The sequence below is a fragment of the Legionella sp. genome, assembly GCF_047605385.1.
Lineage (GTDB): Bacteria > Pseudomonadota > Gammaproteobacteria > Legionellales > Legionellaceae > Legionella.
On the sequence record NZ_JASGFU010000034.1, the window covers coordinates 1 to 17210 of the forward strand.

The window sequence follows — 17210 nt, forward strand, 5'->3', positions numbered from 1 at the left end:
AGCTGGTAAACATAATTTGCCAACTCAGTGGGTGAGATGGTTCATTACATTAGGGTGCCGGTTTTATCGGTGCATATCACTGTGGTTGAGCCAAGCGCTTCGATTGCTGGTAAATGACGAATTAATACATTACGTTTGACCATGCGTTGTGCCGCTAGTACCAGTGACAAAGTAAGTGTCGGCAAAAATCCTTCAGGAACCATAGCGATGAGAATGCCAATGGCAAAAATAGCATCCTGCCATAAAGGTATTCCTAGAAAGTGACCCGCAATAAAAAAAGAAATGCCTAGCACAATGGCAATTGCTGCAATCAGATAGCTAACATAGGCCACTTCCTTGCGAAGAGGAGAAACTTCATCATCACTATGTTGAGTTAAATGGGCAATTTTACCGAATTCTGATTGCATACCGGTTGCAAACACGATGGCTCTTCCTTCACCACCAACAACAACGGTACCAGCTAATAAAACATTATTCGCACTGAGAAGATTATCTTGCATGCACACTTTAGTATTGCGTGTTTGCACATATGATTCACCTGTAATCGTGGCATTATTAACCTGAAGTGCGAAGGCTTCAATTACTCTTGCGTCCACAGGTACGTTGTCACCTTGTTCGAGTAAAATCACATCGCCAGGAACTAATTGTTCTGCAGGAATGACGGTAATGAGGTTATCTCGGATTGTTTTAACTCGTGTGGGCAATAATTTTTGCAGAGCTGCCAGGGATTTTTCAATGCGATACTCCTGCCAAAAAGAAAATAACGCTGAAATAATAATCACTATCACTACAGCATATCCTACCTTAGCCATTCTTTGACCTGGATCGGCCCATTCGCTTAAAAAAGCCAGTGCTGCTGCCGCCCACAAAATTAAAGAAAAAAAATGGGTTAACTCATAAAAAAATTGTAACCATAATGGAGTTTTGCGAATGATTGGAATGCAATTTAAGCCATACTCTTTTAGGCGACGACTTGCCTCAAGTGGCGATAATCCTTCAGGCCTGCTATGCAGACTAGCGAAGACATCAGACGTCTCGAGCTGATATATCTTCATATTGACTCATCTGATAAGTTTTAAATAAGTTTAGATATAAACGGAAGTATTTGCACAAGAAGAGCATTGAAGCATAAATTGTTAGACTTTTCATGACTTACTGAAAGCAAAGGCATTACAAGGGAATCATCGTAAGACCCTTTTAAATGGCGCGCTCGGAGGGACTCGAACCCCCGACACCTTGGTTCGAAGCCCGGTAATTGAAAATTAACTTATTGAATTTATTATATAATTAAATGTCGCCACCCACTACAATTGCAGTACAGTGCATAACAACACTGTACTGATCCCCACAAAATCCCCACAGTCAAAATTAGTAGTAATTATTTGCTGGAGGCAATTTATTTAATTTTTTGACTAATAAAATCCATAATTATCTTCACTGATTCGTTAATAGAATGTTCAGTGGTGTCTAATACCATTGATTTTGATTGCCATGGTTCATAGTTTCGATTTAATACGTCAACCCATTTAGGTAACTTATGCCCTGGTATATCGGCTTTTCTGGTTTCAATTCGGCGTTGATGCTCTTTGATATTGGAGCAAACTAGCTCGATTTCAATGAAAGGTTTGCTTGCATCCATCGCAACTTGTTGCCAATCATTGCGTGTAATTGTAATGGGATTGACTGAATCAGCAACGACAGAAAGTCCTAATTTTAGGTTATCTAGCGCAAGAGCATAGCAGACCATGTACCCCTCTGGCCCAACTAAATGATCTGAGCTAGAGCATTTTTTCAGTACTTGCTCTACTGTATCAATTCGTAGATAAACTGCATTTAATTGCTTAGCAATTTGTTTTGATAGTGTTGTTTTCCCTGTTCCTGGAAGTCCACCAAAAATAATTAGCATATATAGACCTAATTGTTAAAATAAAGCTATTAATGAATCGGTGAGCACATTTCGATTAATGTGTATATTAAATCACTAACTCAATTTATTAAAAAGCCCCAAAAAAGGGGCTTTAGTAGTTAGAAAAAAACATGCGTTTGACCATCTGCTTCTACCGAAAAATAATCGTTTATAAAAAGATCACGGGCAAAAGCGTCATAATCAAAATAAAACTGTAAATTCTCCGGTATTGCATTGCTGTAGCAATCATCAAAAAGCGCACGGGCGAAATCAACCTCGCTGTCATAAGCTCCATGATAATGTTCCTCTAGCATCTTTTCAGCATCTTCAATAGAATAAAAGCTAAAAAGTTCAGTGCCTAATTCACCATGTTTGGTAATAAACGCAGCAAGTTCGGCAACGTCATTGATACTATCGTACTCATCAATCCGAGCACCACCGAATCCTTGAAAATCATGGATTGTAAACTCTTCTGCTCCTTCAATTGGGCTGTCAGCTAGCATTTCATAAATTTCATCATAAATGCTGCTCGCATCCTGATCCGCATCAATCCATTTTCCATGTAGTATGCCATTGTTATAAGACGCAAGGCATGCGACATAAATTTGAGGTGTATCCATTGAGTTCTCCTTGAAAAAGGAGTGCTAACCCTTTTGCAGGAATAGGCACTCCTGCTGGGGGTTAAGCCAAATTGAATTGAGGTTGTCTATCATTGATGAAGTAACGTAGTTTTTTGCAAGTACTCTTAATTTCATCTATGTCTTGTGCAGATAGCTCGTGACACAAGACATCAAGTTCATTAATACAGCGAGCTAAATCAAAAAATACGTATTCTTTTCTTGAAACAGTGGTGCTCATTGTTTCCATGATTTTTCTCCAAAAAATTTGGGAAAAACCAGCCCATCAGGGAAGTTTTTCCCAGAGAGGGTAACAATTGTATTGAGTCGGCCATACTTGCTTACAACAAGTTTGGTTGATTCGCCTAATTTTTAAAGAGCTGTCATTCGTTGATTAAAAAAACGAATGAATAAGAACAGGTTTAAAACGAGATGTTTTAATGTAGTTTCACCCTGGTGGATGATCAGTGATAAATTGAGGTTCCCTGCTAACGCTCCGCCATAAGATTAGGGAATGGTAATGGCTATTCACAAGACCGATTGGTTTCGCCAGAGTCTCGCTGGCTCGTCAGTTGTGTTGTACATTCAAATCATAAACAAACAAAATATATAAATCAATCAAAACGTGTTTTAAATAAAAAATAAAAACACGTTTTGATTGGATATTGTATTATTAGAAAATAGATTTGCTAGCCACAATAAATTCTTGTTATTGAGATGCGAGAGTGACCCATGTCAAAGCTGAGGATTTGACGTGCTTTTCGATCTATTGCCTTTTCCGCCGCATTCATTTCCTTAAATTTTTTCCCACCTTCAAATGGGCATGCCATCCCTTGTTTATGAGGATCAAATAGTTTAGTCAGTTCTCTATATCGTTCTTGCGCATAGGCATGTCTTAAACCATGTAGTTTACTGACCTCCATAGCTTTTGCTTGCTCTTCATAATGACTTAAGTGCTGTTTATATGTTCTATTGGAAGGAATAAGTGATTCTCCTGCGCGAACAAGCTGAGAAACCTTGGCTAACCATTGCCGTTGAGCCTCATTCGTTATGTTTAATGTGCGTCCAATACCTCCTTTTGTCCAGCTGGGTTTAATGATTAAATTATCGCCATGATGAGCCTCACTTAATGTAAATTTCATGGATTCTTCACGGCGTAGGCCAAAGAGTCGTTGACCTTCTAATGACAGCTTAATATAAGGATCGGTGCATTTGGACAAATCGATATGATGAATTGCTTTATTGATTGTTGAAGCATACAAACGTTTGTTAATGTTGTACGCTCCATTATCTGGCTTAACCAGTTTTGGATCGTTCAGTAAATAAGCTGTCTTTCGTAGTTTGGACATGTAGTTTTTAATTGTTCCTGGGTTTTTGCCTTCAGATTTCCAATGTTCCACCAGCACGTAGATGTGCTTTGCTTTTAATCCTTTAATGTGACCAATTTTATACCCTAGCTCATGTAAATCTTTGACGCATCGAAAGAGCATATGGCGCATGTCCGCTTGGCTTGCATAGGAATGGCCGTGAGCTTTTTTAACCAGTTCGTTAATTGAAAATTTTGCTGCACGCAATTTTGTATTACTCATTAAGATAACTCCAAAGCGTTCGCCTGGATTGTAGTCCCATTTCACGCAGGATGGTTTGCTTGGCTAAATAAGGTGATAGAGTTTTGCTCAGCTCTGGATACATTTTTTTTGCATAAACACCCCGATAGCTCTTGGATGACGGTACGCCTATTGCTTTCAATTCATTACTGTACGCGCCACGTACGAAATGATAGCCATATGTTAAAATTAGGCTTTGCTGTTTGCATAAACTTGAAAGTGAGTTTTTCGCTTCTATTTGTGCGTCATTTCTAAAAGGGATCGTTCTATCGCGGCTGTTTGTAGCAATATCTCTTGTAATCCAAAGTTGATGCTCTTGCACATGAATGGTTGGGCATAGACGCATTGCTTCACTTAAAGTTAAACCAAAATGAATTTGCAGCTCGAACAATATTTTTGCAATGGGGTTTGCTAGCTGTACGGAAACATCTTCTGATAAATGGATTTTTTTCGAGCTGCATTTCTGGTTTTTAATTCCTATGCTTTGGTTACTAATATCTGGGATCGTATGTTCAAGTTTTTGAAAAAAATGACGAATTATTGTCATGTACTTCATTATGGTTGATGGTTTGCGTTGCTCTTTTTGCCAATGTGTAACAAGACGTTGAATATGTTCGTGAGTGACAGCATGCCATTTTGGTGGAACATGGCCTATAAGGAATAAATCACGAATCATTTTGTGAAGCACAAAATGACGGTGCTTTCTGGCTCGGTATGATCCAGTGTGATCATGATGGCAATAATGATCGACTTGTTGCCTGAGTTGGTTTTTTCTCATTGATATAACCTCTAAAACTATTTGCCCTGATATTGGTTTAGTGTTGGTAGAGCGGCCTGCAAGATTGCAGTACCAGGCATGAAGCCTCAAGGCTCAGTTCAGGGGCAAATCAGTTTTAAACTACAAACTTATTTTGACCTGATAACATTGGTACAACTTTTTTGAGGTGATGATCTCCTTAGGTTTAATGTTATTTTAAATACAACAAAGCTCCTATGAGCTATTGTTGCGCGTAGGGCAATACAGAAGTGGTATTGTGTGGTTCAATTCTTTAAGAATTACATTGTGTTGATTGCAATGAGTCCTGCAAAGTGCTGGTGTTGTTATGTTCCCGACTTATCGTTCTGCCACAGGATTAGGAAATGAGGGTGGCTATTGCATAAGACCTATTGAGGTTTCGCCGGAATTGCGCCGGACTCATCAGTTATGCTTAATATTACATTAGCAAAACGATTTGTGTTGGACAAGGGCTTTTAAATGATTATTTTGAGCAATCGCGTTGCACGCACTTGCTCAATGATGCATAGTCAATTGAATTTATTGAAAAATTTCGCAGCCCTTCGGCTGCGTCACTGCGGATAAATCCTCAGTGACGCAGCCAATTAATTTTAAGTTCTCGTCGCTATGTCCTTCAGTAATTATATTTTAAATATGATTTATGTCTTTATTTTGCACTGAATATGTTGGTTAGTATTAGACTGATATATTTGTCTCATACTGCGTGCGCGCTGCAAAAAACGATGGTCAATCTGGCCTGCCGCACTCAATTTACCAATAAGAGAGCTACTTAGATATTCAAGCTCAGCTTCATTTTTAGCATCACCTATTGAGTTGAATAACTCATAGATGGCTCTATGATGTTTATTACGAACAAACATCTTATTATCTGTTATTACTACTCCAGTAATAACCTTGGCTTGAGTTTTCAAATACAACTTGGTTTTCTTTTGATGCACAGACATCCCTGCTCGCTTAATAATATTAATTACATTTTTCTGAAAGCTCCGGTTCACATTCTCACCTGAGAAAGTTAAGTCATCCACATAAACGGTCATCGTAATATTTTTTCTTGCACTAAGATGGCGTAAGTGCTGAAACATTGGTTCGTTGGCCCAATATGCCAAAATCATACTTACTCTGCTCCCCGTAGGCACGTGATTGTTATAAGTACATAGTGAAGCCAACAAACTTGCCACATCTGACGAACAATTAAGCCTAGAATAAAAAAAATGGTATACTGATTTTGCAGAGGTTGAAGAATAAAAGTTTTTTATATCGAGCGTCAGTACGGGAGTAGTACCTAAATGTGCATTTGTAATGTTTGATCTGCCTTTAATTCCAGAATGAAGATAATCAGGAACTTCAATTCTTGCTAGCAATGAAGCAATACGACTATGAATTTTATCTAGCTCAAACTTTGGTGCTTGAATTTCTCGTTTTTTGTCAGCTTGTTGCAAAAAAAATGTCTGATAATTAGCCCCATCATCACTCAGAGTATTTATTGTTTCGATGTTTGTTTCAAGTTTTGCGCATAAACTATTTTTGGTACGGATATTGTACAGCCAGGAGTCTTTTAGTGGGTAAGATTTTCCATAAGTAACAATTTTTCGTTTATAACGCTTGTTACTTTTCATCCTTGGCATTGAGCCACTCCATGATTTTTAGAATTTTTGATGCGCATTTTATGCGTAATTTATGAGATTTTTTTGTAGAGTCTAAATTTTCAGAAAAAATCATTAATGATGAAACTGGTATTGAAAAATATTTAGAGTATTTTTCCAATATTTCTATAGAAACGGACTTTTTGTTAGATTCCAGTTCAGATAGATATGATTTTGAAATATCAAGTTTTTCTGCTAAATCAGATTGCTTTATTTGGTGAAACAGACGTATCTGTTTTAGAGCTTCATTTAACATCCGTTATTACCCCATTAAATAGCACTAAAAGGGACCATTGAGTCGAGTTCCTCATGCTCTAGCAGTCCCCTCTACTAACTAGGTCAATGACCTTGCATAATAGACGTACTAGCAAGCACAACACCTTGAAGAAGAACCACATAACTCTTTACTTCGAGGGCTTTTTCCCTAAATTCAATGTCCGCCAACGGTTGTTTGTAAATAAAGTTAAAAATTTCATTATTATTATTCTCCATATTTAAGGTTATCAAAATGATTTCCCTTCTCGCCAAATATGAAGATGAGAGTCGTTGGCAGTAAACCCTGTGCCCTTGAGACCTTGGCATCGCCAACAAGGTCTCCACCGTACAGTTTTTTTTGTGACGATTGGCATATGTACGCGCGAATGTGGTAGGAGCAAGCTCCCACGAGGCTATGCGCCTCAATGCTTGGTGCGAGAATTTTCTCTCATGCAAACAACAGAATTAATTTAGCAGCATTGTTCGCCAATAGCAATAAAAATTCGCTAATAGCGAACAATATAATGATTTTTTAGAGAACTATATTGTGTTCCTTTCAGATAGTTCGGTTACTAACTAAGACAGATCTACTAACTTAGTTTTTCAGGCATATGATGTAGAATCAATTCGCTGAGTGCTTTATTAGCAGTTTTTTGATATTTCTTGATATTCTTGAAATAAGCTTCATCTGTATCAAAACATCCTACGAGCCGAAGTAATTTCAAATTGGCAATAAGGCTGTCATAAGCTTCAATCACCTCAGCTAATTTCATGCTCAGGGGATTGCATACGATGATCTTCGGATGAAACTGCACTACAAAGTTGATTGGTTTGTCTTTGAACTCTTTCTTTATAGAAAGAAGTATCTCAAAACGCTTAGTTTCAGCGGAAAATTTCTGCGCAAGAACATTAACTTGCTGATCCATTACATTCAATGCCTTAATAGCGATTGGATCTTGTTTGCTGCATCTACCAATAATAATATTAAACTTATGCAAAATAGCCTCAACAAACAGCCTATCCCCACTAATCTTTCTCTCAAATAATTTGTACACTTCCCGTGTACGAAGGTTTAAAGTAATTTCTGCTTTCATATTAATCTCCAAGGTTATCATTCAAGTTGGTTAATTGCACGAATAGCACTTTTGATATCCTTGGGGGCTAATCCATCGTTAACAGGTAAGGGGATTCTTACCTTATATAGCTCTCCGCCATTCACTAAAACAAAGGCTTGGCCTTTGGGTAATGAGATGATGTCGTTGACATCAATCATGTTGACTTGCGTAGTTTGTACTCGATCTTCGTTGGTAGTATTGAAATAAACGCCGTCCTCTCCGTGTGGGGTGTCGTTGACCATAGATACTTGGGAGTAATCAATTACTCCTACTTTTGGTAAGACCTTGACTAATAAATTTGCTGTTTCCTCATTTTTGACACGTAGCATGATAAGGGTGTTTAGATTGCCTTCGGTTACTTCTGCTTTGGCTTTTGAGCCTAAAGCTACCTCCATGTCCTGCTTAGTCTGGGCGTAGGCGGTGACTTGAAAGCCTGCCCCACCTGCCTTGTTTAAAATTTTCACAAAAGAATCTTGGATGATTTCAGAAAGCTCATCGCAGTGTAAATTGAGGCGGTAGTGTGCATTACTTTCTTTATATATTTTTCCTGCGGTAGATACTAAATCAGATAAGAAGGCTTTACCGACTGCTTGAGCGATGTTGGGATTCGTTAGACTATCTAATCCGATATAGATGACTTGTTTGTGTTTAATCGCGCTCATTAGTTCAATTTCGCAAGAACTTTGTTTAAACGAAAAGATGCCTGATGCGTTACTTTTATTAATTTCAGACAATACAGGGCCAACGCTGGCTGTGATTTTATCGTAATAAATTTTGTCCATGATGGCTGCATCAAACAGATCAATGAGTACTTGATCGTGAAGACTTTCAACGTTACCTGAGGTGATGGTCTTACTGATATATTCTTGTAAATAGTGAACTACTGCTTTTGAGCGACTCATAGGTGGTGGTGTCTTGCCGTATTTATCTACGCGGCAATCGTTATTAGCAATGATTTCATCTATTGTTTCGTGATAGTTTGGATCGTGTGTAGGAAGTGTAGAATCTGCGTAGGCCATGAGTAGTTGATCCAGGCGATTGACATAAAATGCTATAGATCTATAAGAAATAGGTTGTTTCATTTCCTCAAGACAAAGTGCTACGATGTTGGTGTATTTCCAGGCAAACGCGGCAAACTGTTTGCCTTCACCTTCGGCTTGAATCGCATCGGTAATGCGCGTGGCGACCTCACTGACTTGATCGTAATTTTTTAATGGATTGTAATGAGCGGATAATTCGGGAAAGCCTAAGTGTACTACTCTAAAATCATGCAGCCTTCCGCTAGCGCGACAGGCAGAGTACATATCACGTACTAAATCTAAATCGCCTTTGGGATCAACAACAATAATCGCATCCCCATTTCTAATATCCTGATTGATTAGGATACTGGCTAGTCGCGTTTTACCCACGCGAGTTGTACCCACTACAAAAGTATGACCAACACGTACTTCTTGTGGAATGCTAATAGAACTGTCTTGCTCGCCTAATCCATGTAGATAAGAGCTGCCGCCTACTGGTGGATAAGGTCTAAATGGATTGAATTTTGATGGTTGATTAAAGAGCTTGGCTAATAAAGTCTGCTCATGGTTTTTACAATAATTTCGTGCGGCGCGGTAGCAGATATTGCGCTGCAAAAACGATTCGCTTCTAATTTGTTTGATTTGCTGAAGACGTTGCGTGTGATGGGGAAGCCAGCGAAAACCTTTGCCAAGAAAAAGCCATTGTTTTGAAATCGGAACTTCTGTGGTAGACAACGCATAATAAGGCATGGCAATTAGCTTTTTATGGTAGCGTTTAATACGCAATCCTTGATAGCCTCGTACAATACTTAGAATCATGAGGCTTAATCCTGCGTAATAACCCATACCTTGAGTCAATAAAAAAAGATAAGGCTGTGTTATGGTCAGTATTGCAAGTGCTGCACAAGTTAAGCTGGTATAGAGTTCAGTGGGTTCTCGTAGTAGATTTTCAACAGGATATTGGCTCATCATTACCTCCACCAAACCAATAATTCAAAAAAAATTAAAGCGGCCAATAAATAGTTTCTAGCCTGCAACGCTACTTTGATTTGAAAATCACTAATTTCGTGATGGCAACGATTGAGAAGAACAGTAATCAATCTTGGCCAGCACCAATATAAAGCGAGATAAAAAAGGCTGTGAAGGATAAGAAAATGTATTTGATAATTCTGAAAAAAGTGGCTGGTGCTATTGAGTTTAGAACTGAATCGGATAAATTGAGGTGCTAGCAATAAAATGAGCACTACTGGCAGAAGGGTTTTGCTTATGCTTATAATGAATTGACTAATACGTTTATTAAACATGGGAACACTCCTTATGATTAGGAACATCAAAACACCACAATCTAAGGCTTTTAAGGCATTGAAAATGCTTGGCAAGATGAGTGTGATTGCGTTGCAAGTTATTGTTGCTTTTGCATCGGATGACGAAAAAAAGACACGTTTGACCGCAGGAAAAGCTCGGCAGCTTTATGAAGATGGAGTCATTAGCGGAGCAGAGTTTTCCGAACATATTCATGGCGATTAATTGAGATATATTCATCGTATTTTCCCCATGCTTGCTATTTTTGCTCCCTGCTTTAACGTCTCAGCACCTGAGCTTGCTACCTGATTACTGTGTTGGGCAGCATTATCGACTAAACCCGCAAGTCCTGCGCCTGCCTCACCACCAAAATGACTTGACAGTTTCAAGAGCAGCATGGGTGCAATAAAATAAAACAAGACCGCCATATTGCGCATGGCTGCAATGGCATCATTCTGTCCTAATGGGTCGAGTACACTGCGTTCTACAAACCCGACTAAATGCCAAAGGTATTGCAGAAAAATCGTCATGATAAACAAAGCGCATAAGCTGCCTAATGCTTTAGGGTTATAACCACTTAAGGCCAAAACGACAGGAGTCAGTATAATCAAGAAAAAATAAAGAAAAGCCTGCATAACTGGCAGCGTTTGCATGATGGCTTCACGCTTTAATGGGGTTGATGTCCATGATTTAGTCCATTGCCCGATATTCACCAAGCCATGAGAAAGTGCGCCACCTAAAGCACTGTTGGTATTATTCATCAGGTTTTTAACGCTATTGGCTTGCACATCACGACTGTCATTAAGCAACATCTTAGCAATGTACTCTTCTGAACTAAGTTGTGAACCCCAGGCTTTGGGATGATTGTTTTTAAAGGTGCGGACCCTGTTTAAGACGGCAAAGTAATTAAGATGACTGTCAAAAACACTCGCGTTGTTGGCTACCAATACCAGATCATTTTTTAGTTTTTTCCACCATTGATTGCAAGTGGGATAGCCATGCTCTGGTAAATGCTTTGCATCAATATCTCCTCGCTCAGCTGCTTTTTCTAAATTCTTATTAGGTGCTTCGTTGAAAGTAAAGCCTGGTACGGGCTGTCTGGCGTAAATCTTATCGTAATAAAGTATTTGATATACTTTAGAGCCAACCCAAGTTAAATCTTCCTCACCGCCGTATTTTTTTAAAATATCATCAACCTTTTTTTGATCTGGCGGTTCATTGTTATAACTGCTACGTGCTTCAAGAAAACATTGCCTATGAAATTTTAATGCTTGTTTGCGTACATCCGCAGGCAGGTAAGTGGAAATTAAATCGCCTTCAATAGCCTGCAAACTGTCGGTGCAGCCAGCTACTTTCATCAATCCATAAGTAATGCCTGAAATATAGTTTTGCAGAATGGCAAAGCCTACGGGCATTTTGACGTTATTGGTTAATACATCAGCAAAGGCTTCATCGTAAGTTGTTCCCGTATCCCTAAGTGTTGATGTGGTTGCGTCACTTCCTTTTTTGATACCACACATGGGTTTAAAGGTCATGGCCTTTTCTTCTAATGGCACGCAGGGATAAATAAATACGCCACAAATCAAAAAGGTTAAAGCCAGCTCATAAAGAAAATGATTCAAAGCATGCTCTGCTGCATGATGTGTTGCACCACTTGGTGCTAACACATTTTTTAAGAAACGATACCCCACCATGAGAAAGCCGAGGTATAACAGCCCTGTTTGCCACAGAGCATTGAAAATAACCTCATATTGCTGCCAGCCTAAATAGGTGGTGTATAGTGACAAAGGGCTAAATACAATCATCTCATGCTCCTTTGGTAGGTTTAACGTAGACTGCGCCATTTTTAACTTGTGACTGTTCGTGATCATCACCAGGCAACCCGTGAGCCAATTCATTGCCTCGCATATCCATGAGAAGACCTAAAGTTTCAGTCATCATTTTTTTACGTACTTCATTTTCAAAAGCCAAAGAATGAATGTCGTCATCCAGTTTTTTTAAGGCAAATTTCACCATGTTTAAAGCAGGTTTTAAATTTTGTACTTCTTGTACTTGTGACCCTGCCTGTATCATGCGGCGCATCATTAAGGCTTTGTCTAGCATGTTTTGTACGGCAATTTCTTCTGCTAGTTTGGAAACGGTTAGGATTTGCTCTTCACGTGGCATTCGCTGAATGGTGATGATGATTTCATCAGTAATCATCAAGTTGGAGGCGCTGACCATTCTGAGTTTTTCCTCAGTGAGCGGCCATTGTCTGTCTACCAGATTCCATAATGCTTTAGATACGTTAGAGGTACACGTATTAGAGCTGTCGCAGCTTTGCAATAATGCAGATAAGCCAATGCCTGCTTTGGCATCATGCTTGGTTTTGTCTGCATCATTCGCAGAGCTCACATGCAGATCACCCAATACTTTGACTGCCCATTGGCTTGCATCGGTGGGCGTTGGCCAGGTTTGAGTCATGGGTGTTCTACTGTCTGGTTTCTTATCACTATTGAGTGGTTTTCGGTTTAATAAAATGTTATAACCTGCAATCACCACATCATTAATCACTTTGATCGGGCGTTGATATTTCCCACCTGCATTGCCACTTTCTCGACCTATCCAGGGCAGTCCGTATTCATCGCGTTTTTTGGCAATGCTTTTAGCAGTGGCAGTCACATCGACATTTTCAGTTTTTGCGCGTTTAGCCGCTTCAAGCCAACCTTGACTGTCAGAGACAGACAACATGCTTTCTATTGGCGATTGGCCTTCTTCCAGTGTCTTTTTTACATCCTGACAATCTTTAACTTTGACGCTAAATTCATTTTGCGCATAAGCTGCGGTATTTTGCAGTACGTTATAAAGAGCAGGCATGGACTGTTGCAGTTTATAAAGAGGAAAACCAGCTACTGATCCTTTGAGATTATCAATAATCCCACCTGGAATGTTCATGGCAGAGGACTTCATATCCTGAAAAGTATTGGTAATGGATACTACCGGATTGAATCCGCTACAGGTAAACCCCAGCCGTCCATCGACAATACCGCCAATAGTAAGGGTTTGATCATTATTCACAGGAGGTACATAAAGATTGGAGGAGCCGCCTAGTTTGTAATAATAATCCGATTCATTGGGCATAAACGAGTTTGCTAGCAGGGTTTGAGGCAATAGTAGTGCCAGTAAAGAAAGAGACAGTTTTTGCATCATTAACTCCTATCGTTTTTGAGGAAAGCCTACTTTGGGGAATGAAAGTGCACGAATATATTTCCCCTCATGCTGGATACAGCCGCGGTATTTGCGCCAAACCACAAATACATAATTTCCATTTCCGGCTTGCTCATCTTCTATGCCCATATCAGTGGCATCGTTGAAATTGATGTTGCGATTTTTGGGGTAGACCTCTTGCCATATGATGTTTTTGTTGTGCGCATCAAATATCACATTGGATACTACGCAATTAGCACCACAGGCATTGTTGGTACTTTGAGTCACATGAAGGCTGTTTTTATTAGTGACAATATCAGCGGCATGTAAGGCTGCGACCATAGAGGCTCTAAATCGTGAAGGGTGAGTCAGTCGCATCAATCTTGGAATTTCATGCCCCCAGATTTGGGTTGTGCTGCCAATATCATGGTTAAATAGCAAATGAGGATGGGTGGCCATATAAGCAATTTCAGCTAATTCTGTGCGATCTGATACTGCATCGGCTTCGCTTAAATAGTAGGGGTAACCAAAACGTGTTTCAGGTTTATGTGATAGATAGGGCAAACGATACAAGCCTGCTGGACTGCCAATAACATCCACGACACGTGTACGCTCTTCATTCATGTGCATGGTGCTGGTTTGACCAGCAGCGTCACCAAAACCCAGCTCTGAACCAGTCGCCAATTTATAGGCTTTTTGGTACAAAGCTTGGCTTGCTGGATTTTCGTAAAGGGCTTTTACTTCAATCCAAGGATTGGTTTCAGGGTGATTAGCCACAGTGACAATCAAATCCGGCATGAATTGTTCTACCGCAGGAACAGCCACCAATTTAGGTGGAAATCTTCCCACTGCCCAAGTACAAGAGCCGATCACTTTATAGTGGCTGTTGCTAAAAAGTTTGCTTAAGACTTTAGTGGCAATACCAAAACTGCTAATCGGGTGAGGAGGCTCTATACTCTCTGTTGCATGAAGATTGGTGCTAATCATCATAGAAACAAGCATCATTGTTTTGACTTTGTTTTTTATTTTCAAGTTGCTCTGCAATAAGTTCGGCAGCTTTAAGGACATCATGTTCTTTCTCCAATGCATAACGTTCTGCTTTTTCTGATTTTTCAGTCATAAGAAGGGCAAGCAGATAACGGGGTGGAATGACACGAAATAATCCTTGATAACGTGAACCTAACAAGACGGCCTCCGCATATAAGCCTTTTTGTGAATCAATATCCCTGATTAAATCTTCTTGTTGCGGCGTTAACTGTTTGAATTGTTTTACGTCATTAATTTCTTTTTCATTCAGACCTAATAAAATCCAAGTTTCAATTAACGATAAAATTTTGGTGGCTTTTTCCGAGTTCATATCGGTGACGTTTTGTGTAATGGCGACAAGCCACAATCCGAGTTTTCTTGCGACTTTAGCGACCAAAAGACAGCTGGTGACAACGGAGGGAATTTGAAATTGCAGATGCGATTCATCAATAAACAGAAAAGTAGGTCTGTTATCGTTTTGGGTTGTCTCTGCCATAGCTAAAATTCGTGGCAATAAAGACACCATAACCAAAGCCAGTTTTCCGGCATCATCTTTAATAGCTGAAATATCAATATGGAAAATATCAAAGTCGCCTAATGGCTCTGTTGACACATTAAAAAAGCGTGATTTGGCGCTATTAATCACATAACTATTCAAGCGGTCATGCATATCCAGAATACGGTCTTTTTTGCGGACAACCGTTTCTTGCTCCATTCGCCGTTTAAAAGCGGCTACCACATGCTCGGTCAACATTTGCAGCGCATCATTATTAAATGAAGTTAAAATGGCATCGCTTAATACTTCAATTAGGAGTGTTTCATCCGCTAAGGTAAATTGTTCTTCTTCCAGTGCATTGGCCTCGGTAATCATCGTCCGCAAAGCTAAAGCAAGCTCTGCCAAATAGCTTCGAGATCCTTCATCATTGGCAAAGTCAGCAAGATTGATTGGCTGTGCAAGATTCCCTTTTAACTCCATCATTTTCTGGGCAATGCGAGCAGTCTCTTCTGCATTTAAATTGTCACTGATTTCAGGAATTGCTTTGTATGCCTCACAAAATGGGTTTAACGGAACTGCCTCACCTTTTTTATTACTGAGTAATAACTGCTTGGTTTTTTTTCCATGAGCCTTGGCGTGAATAAGCATGCGATCAAAAGAATTACCCATTTCAAAAAGAATAATGCGTGCATTTTTGGTGGCCATCAGGGAATTAATCATCCAGCCTGTAGCTACTGATTTACCGCTACCAGAATTGGCAAACAGTGCCATATGGGAATTTTGGCTGATAAAATCATGATGCAATACATCAAATAACACGGGTTCACCCAAGCGGTTAAAAAAGGTGAAGCAAGGTAAATGCCTTGTACCCTGATTACGGCCATAAACGGGCAGCAGGGCGGCTAATTCTGAGGCATACATCAGCCTGTCAAAACGTAAATACTGACGGGCGTATTGAGGGATAAAATTAAACGGCAAGGCATTCAAATAACTGTTCATTGGATGTAGGTCATAACACGAAGGAATCAAAGGCATTTTGGCTTCAATAAATAAGTCTTTGAGTTCTTTTTCAATCTGTAGGGCTTCTTCCTTTGTTTGAGCGCGATAAAATATGGCCTGATTGACCCAAAACAAACGATTTCCCATAGACAGTTCATCACGTGCTGTTTTGATATCTTCTCTGACCTGCTGCGGTTTAAGGCTTGTTCCCACTATCCCTTTTTCTAGGCGCATTAAATGAGCATCCAAGGTTTCATCATTACCAAAAGTAACTTGAATGGTGTAGGTTGCACCTTCTGGTAATTTGTCCAGCAAAGCATAGCGGTGCTTGGGGTTAGCTTGAGGTTTTTCACGAGAAAGAAGCCCAATTTCAGGCGCTTCTTTTAATCCATCAACATACAAAATGCGTTGATGAATACCATTAAAGATAAAACCTTGTTCATCACTTTGAGGCTCATGAAACAATACATTCTGGCTTAAGCTGTATCCGGCAGGTTTGTTGTTTGTGGGATAAGGAAAACGGGTCAGGATTTCCTCTGGATTAGAGTTAAACCAGCGTACCCACCATTGATAATAATCTTTTCCGGTCAATCTTTTCAGTTGAAGCCCAGGTGATTTTAATTTGCTTTCAATCTGTGCGATGACTTCCTGATGCTCAATCAGTGCTTTGTCGCGTGTTGTTTGGGTTTGTTGGTATAAACGGTAAAACAAAACTCGTACTCGTCTTCGTCTGCCACGGTAAGGCGCATCGGTTTTGGGATCAACAAACAAACCATTTGGTCTAGTCATTTTGGAAAACAGATCATCAAGGCGTGACAAATAGTCACGGGTAAACGGTGTGGTGACAATTTCTGGTGCAATGCTTTGTTGAATATGATGCAGTACCGGCTTTAAACAGTACTCGTCATTAACATACATTTGCATGATCCAGGGATCTTCTTTATGCAAAGGAACAACGGTGGCAAAGGTATCTTTGATTTTGTTAAAGACAGCGTGCAGATGCTCTTTGGATGCTGCCTCTGCCGGAATACTAGCCAATTCAAAACCAGAACCAATACTGATGCCATCATTGAGTAAAAAGAAATTGAGTTCATCATTAAAATCAACAACAGAAAGCATATCGGGAAATGAAGGGCTACTGTTCTCAAATCTTTTTTTGATATTTTGTTCTGTAAGTGCAGCCTGGTTGTTTTTGCCCACCAGCCAATCACTTATTTGATTCACTAGTTGTATCATAATGCTC

The 17210-nt window shown here is 39.6% G+C and carries 16 protein-coding genes; 1 reads left to right on the forward strand and 15 read right to left on the reverse strand.

Annotated elements, in window-relative coordinates; translation table 11 throughout:
- Nucleotides 1-44: 44 nt before the first annotated feature.
- The 11 genes from QM652_RS08960 to QM652_RS09010 form a co-directional block, all read right to left on the reverse strand.
- The gene (locus tag QM652_RS08960) at nt 45-1055 is read right to left on the reverse strand and encodes an HAD-IC family P-type ATPase (protein WP_415074962.1); all 1011 of its coding nucleotides are present in this window, start codon (nt 1053-1055) and stop codon (nt 45-47) included.
- 341 nt (nt 1056-1396) lie between these two features.
- Nucleotides 1397-1906: an AAA family ATPase gene (locus QM652_RS08965; protein WP_415074964.1), complete on the reverse strand. Its 510-nt coding sequence runs from the start codon at nt 1904-1906 to the stop codon at nt 1397-1399.
- 119 nt (nt 1907-2025) lie between these two features.
- Nucleotides 2026-2526: an antirestriction protein ArdA gene (locus QM652_RS08970; RefSeq protein ID WP_415074967.1), complete on the reverse strand. Its 501-nt coding sequence runs from the start codon at nt 2524-2526 to the stop codon at nt 2026-2028.
- Nucleotides 2527-2587: 61 nt separating this feature from the next.
- Nucleotides 2588-2773, reverse strand: coding sequence for a hypothetical protein (locus QM652_RS08975; protein WP_415074969.1), 186 nt, complete (start codon nt 2771-2773; stop codon nt 2588-2590).
- A 439-nt stretch (nt 2774-3212) separates the two neighbouring features.
- Nucleotides 3213-4112 carry a phage integrase N-terminal domain-containing protein gene (locus tag QM652_RS08980; protein WP_415074971.1) on the reverse strand — a complete coding sequence of 300 codons (900 nt, stop codon included), beginning with the start codon at nt 4110-4112 and terminating at the stop codon, nt 3213-3215.
- A complete protein-coding gene (locus QM652_RS08985; protein WP_415074973.1) occupies nt 4105-4908 on the reverse strand; it encodes a phage integrase N-terminal domain-containing protein in 804 nt (267 codons plus the stop codon). The genes QM652_RS08980 and QM652_RS08985 overlap by 8 nt, the downstream gene beginning before the upstream one ends.
- A gap of 656 nt (nt 4909-5564) precedes the next feature.
- The gene (locus tag QM652_RS08990) at nt 5565-6551 is read right to left on the reverse strand and encodes a reverse transcriptase family protein (protein WP_415074975.1); all 987 of its coding nucleotides are present in this window, start codon (nt 6549-6551) and stop codon (nt 5565-5567) included.
- Complete coding sequence (locus QM652_RS08995) at nt 6532-6825, reverse strand: helix-turn-helix domain-containing protein (RefSeq protein ID WP_415074977.1); 294 nt, start codon at nt 6823-6825, stop codon at nt 6532-6534. The genes QM652_RS08990 and QM652_RS08995 overlap by 20 nt, the downstream gene beginning before the upstream one ends.
- Nucleotides 6826-7414: 589 nt before the next feature.
- Entirely contained in the window at nt 7415-7918 is a 504-nt protein-coding gene (locus QM652_RS09000) for a hypothetical protein (protein WP_415074979.1), read from the reverse strand.
- Between the two features lie 17 nt (nt 7919-7935).
- Nucleotides 7936-9927: a type IV conjugative transfer system coupling protein TraD gene (gene traD / locus QM652_RS09005; RefSeq protein ID WP_415075023.1), complete on the reverse strand. Its 1992-nt coding sequence runs from the start codon at nt 9925-9927 to the stop codon at nt 7936-7938.
- A 2-nt stretch (nt 9928-9929) separates the two neighbouring features.
- A complete protein-coding gene (locus QM652_RS09010) occupies nt 9930-10262 on the reverse strand; it encodes a hypothetical protein (protein ID WP_415074981.1) in 333 nt (110 codons plus the stop codon).
- Nucleotides 10263-10275: 13 nt separating this feature from the next.
- Here QM652_RS09010 and QM652_RS09015 point away from each other — a divergent pair, with 13 nt between their 5' ends.
- Complete coding sequence (locus tag QM652_RS09015; RefSeq protein WP_415074983.1) at nt 10276-10485, forward strand: hypothetical protein; 210 nt, start codon at nt 10276-10278, stop codon at nt 10483-10485.
- A gap of 11 nt (nt 10486-10496) precedes the next feature.
- Here the strand turns inward: QM652_RS09015 and QM652_RS09020 are convergent, their stop codons facing one another.
- Genes QM652_RS09020 through QM652_RS09035 form a run of 4 tightly spaced genes read right to left on the reverse strand, consistent with a single transcriptional unit; the run spans nt 10497 to nt 17203 of the window.
- The gene (locus QM652_RS09020; protein ID WP_415074985.1) at nt 10497-12065 is read right to left on the reverse strand and encodes a conjugal transfer protein TraG N-terminal domain-containing protein; all 1569 of its coding nucleotides are present in this window, start codon (nt 12063-12065) and stop codon (nt 10497-10499) included.
- A gap of 1 nt (nt 12066) precedes the next feature.
- Nucleotides 12067-13446: an integrating conjugative element protein gene (locus QM652_RS09025; RefSeq protein WP_415075025.1), complete on the reverse strand. Its 1380-nt coding sequence runs from the start codon at nt 13444-13446 to the stop codon at nt 12067-12069.
- Between the two features lie 9 nt (nt 13447-13455).
- The gene (locus tag QM652_RS09030) at nt 13456-14451 is read right to left on the reverse strand and encodes a TIGR03756 family integrating conjugative element protein (protein WP_415074987.1); all 996 of its coding nucleotides are present in this window, start codon (nt 14449-14451) and stop codon (nt 13456-13458) included.
- Nucleotides 14426-17203 carry a conjugative transfer ATPase gene (locus QM652_RS09035; RefSeq protein WP_415074989.1) on the reverse strand — a complete coding sequence of 926 codons (2778 nt, stop codon included), beginning with the start codon at nt 17201-17203 and terminating at the stop codon, nt 14426-14428. Before QM652_RS09035 ends, QM652_RS09030 begins: the two co-directional genes overlap by 26 nt.
- Nucleotides 17204-17210: the final 7 nt, after the last annotated feature.

Coding starts and splice junctions, on each gene's coding strand:
- QM652_RS08960 (WP_415074962.1), bottom strand. CDS start 1,055: ATGAAGATATATCAGCTCGAGACGTCTGATGTCTTCGCTAGTCTGCAT.
- QM652_RS08965 (WP_415074964.1), bottom strand. CDS start 1,906: ATGCTAATTATTTTTGGTGGACTTCCAGGAACAGGGAAAACAACACTA.
- QM652_RS08970 (WP_415074967.1), bottom strand. CDS start 2,526: ATGGATACACCTCAAATTTATGTCGCATGCCTTGCGTCTTATAACAAT.
- QM652_RS08975 (WP_415074969.1), bottom strand. CDS start 2,773: ATGGAAACAATGAGCACCACTGTTTCAAGAAAAGAATACGTATTTTTT.
- QM652_RS08980 (WP_415074971.1), bottom strand. CDS start 4,112: ATGAGTAATACAAAATTGCGTGCAGCAAAATTTTCAATTAACGAACTG.
- QM652_RS08985 (WP_415074973.1), bottom strand. CDS start 4,908: ATGAGAAAAAACCAACTCAGGCAACAAGTCGATCATTATTGCCATCAT.
- QM652_RS08990 (WP_415074975.1), bottom strand. CDS start 6,551: ATGCCAAGGATGAAAAGTAACAAGCGTTATAAACGAAAAATTGTTACT.
- QM652_RS08995 (WP_415074977.1), bottom strand. CDS start 6,825: ATGTTAAATGAAGCTCTAAAACAGATACGTCTGTTTCACCAAATAAAG.
- QM652_RS09000 (WP_415074979.1), bottom strand. CDS start 7,918: ATGAAAGCAGAAATTACTTTAAACCTTCGTACACGGGAAGTGTACAAA.
- traD (WP_415075023.1), bottom strand. CDS start 9,927: ATGAGCCAATATCCTGTTGAAAATCTACTACGAGAACCCACTGAACTC.
- QM652_RS09010 (WP_415074981.1), bottom strand. CDS start 10,262: ATGTTTAATAAACGTATTAGTCAATTCATTATAAGCATAAGCAAAACC.
- QM652_RS09015 (WP_415074983.1), top strand. CDS start 10,276: ATGATTAGGAACATCAAAACACCACAATCTAAGGCTTTTAAGGCATTG.
- QM652_RS09020 (WP_415074985.1), bottom strand. CDS start 12,065: ATGATTGTATTTAGCCCTTTGTCACTATACACCACCTATTTAGGCTGG.
- QM652_RS09025 (WP_415075025.1), bottom strand. CDS start 13,446: ATGCAAAAACTGTCTCTTTCTTTACTGGCACTACTATTGCCTCAAACC.
- QM652_RS09030 (WP_415074987.1), bottom strand. CDS start 14,451: ATGATGCTTGTTTCTATGATGATTAGCACCAATCTTCATGCAACAGAG.
- QM652_RS09035 (WP_415074989.1), bottom strand. CDS start 17,203: ATGATACAACTAGTGAATCAAATAAGTGATTGGCTGGTGGGCAAAAAC.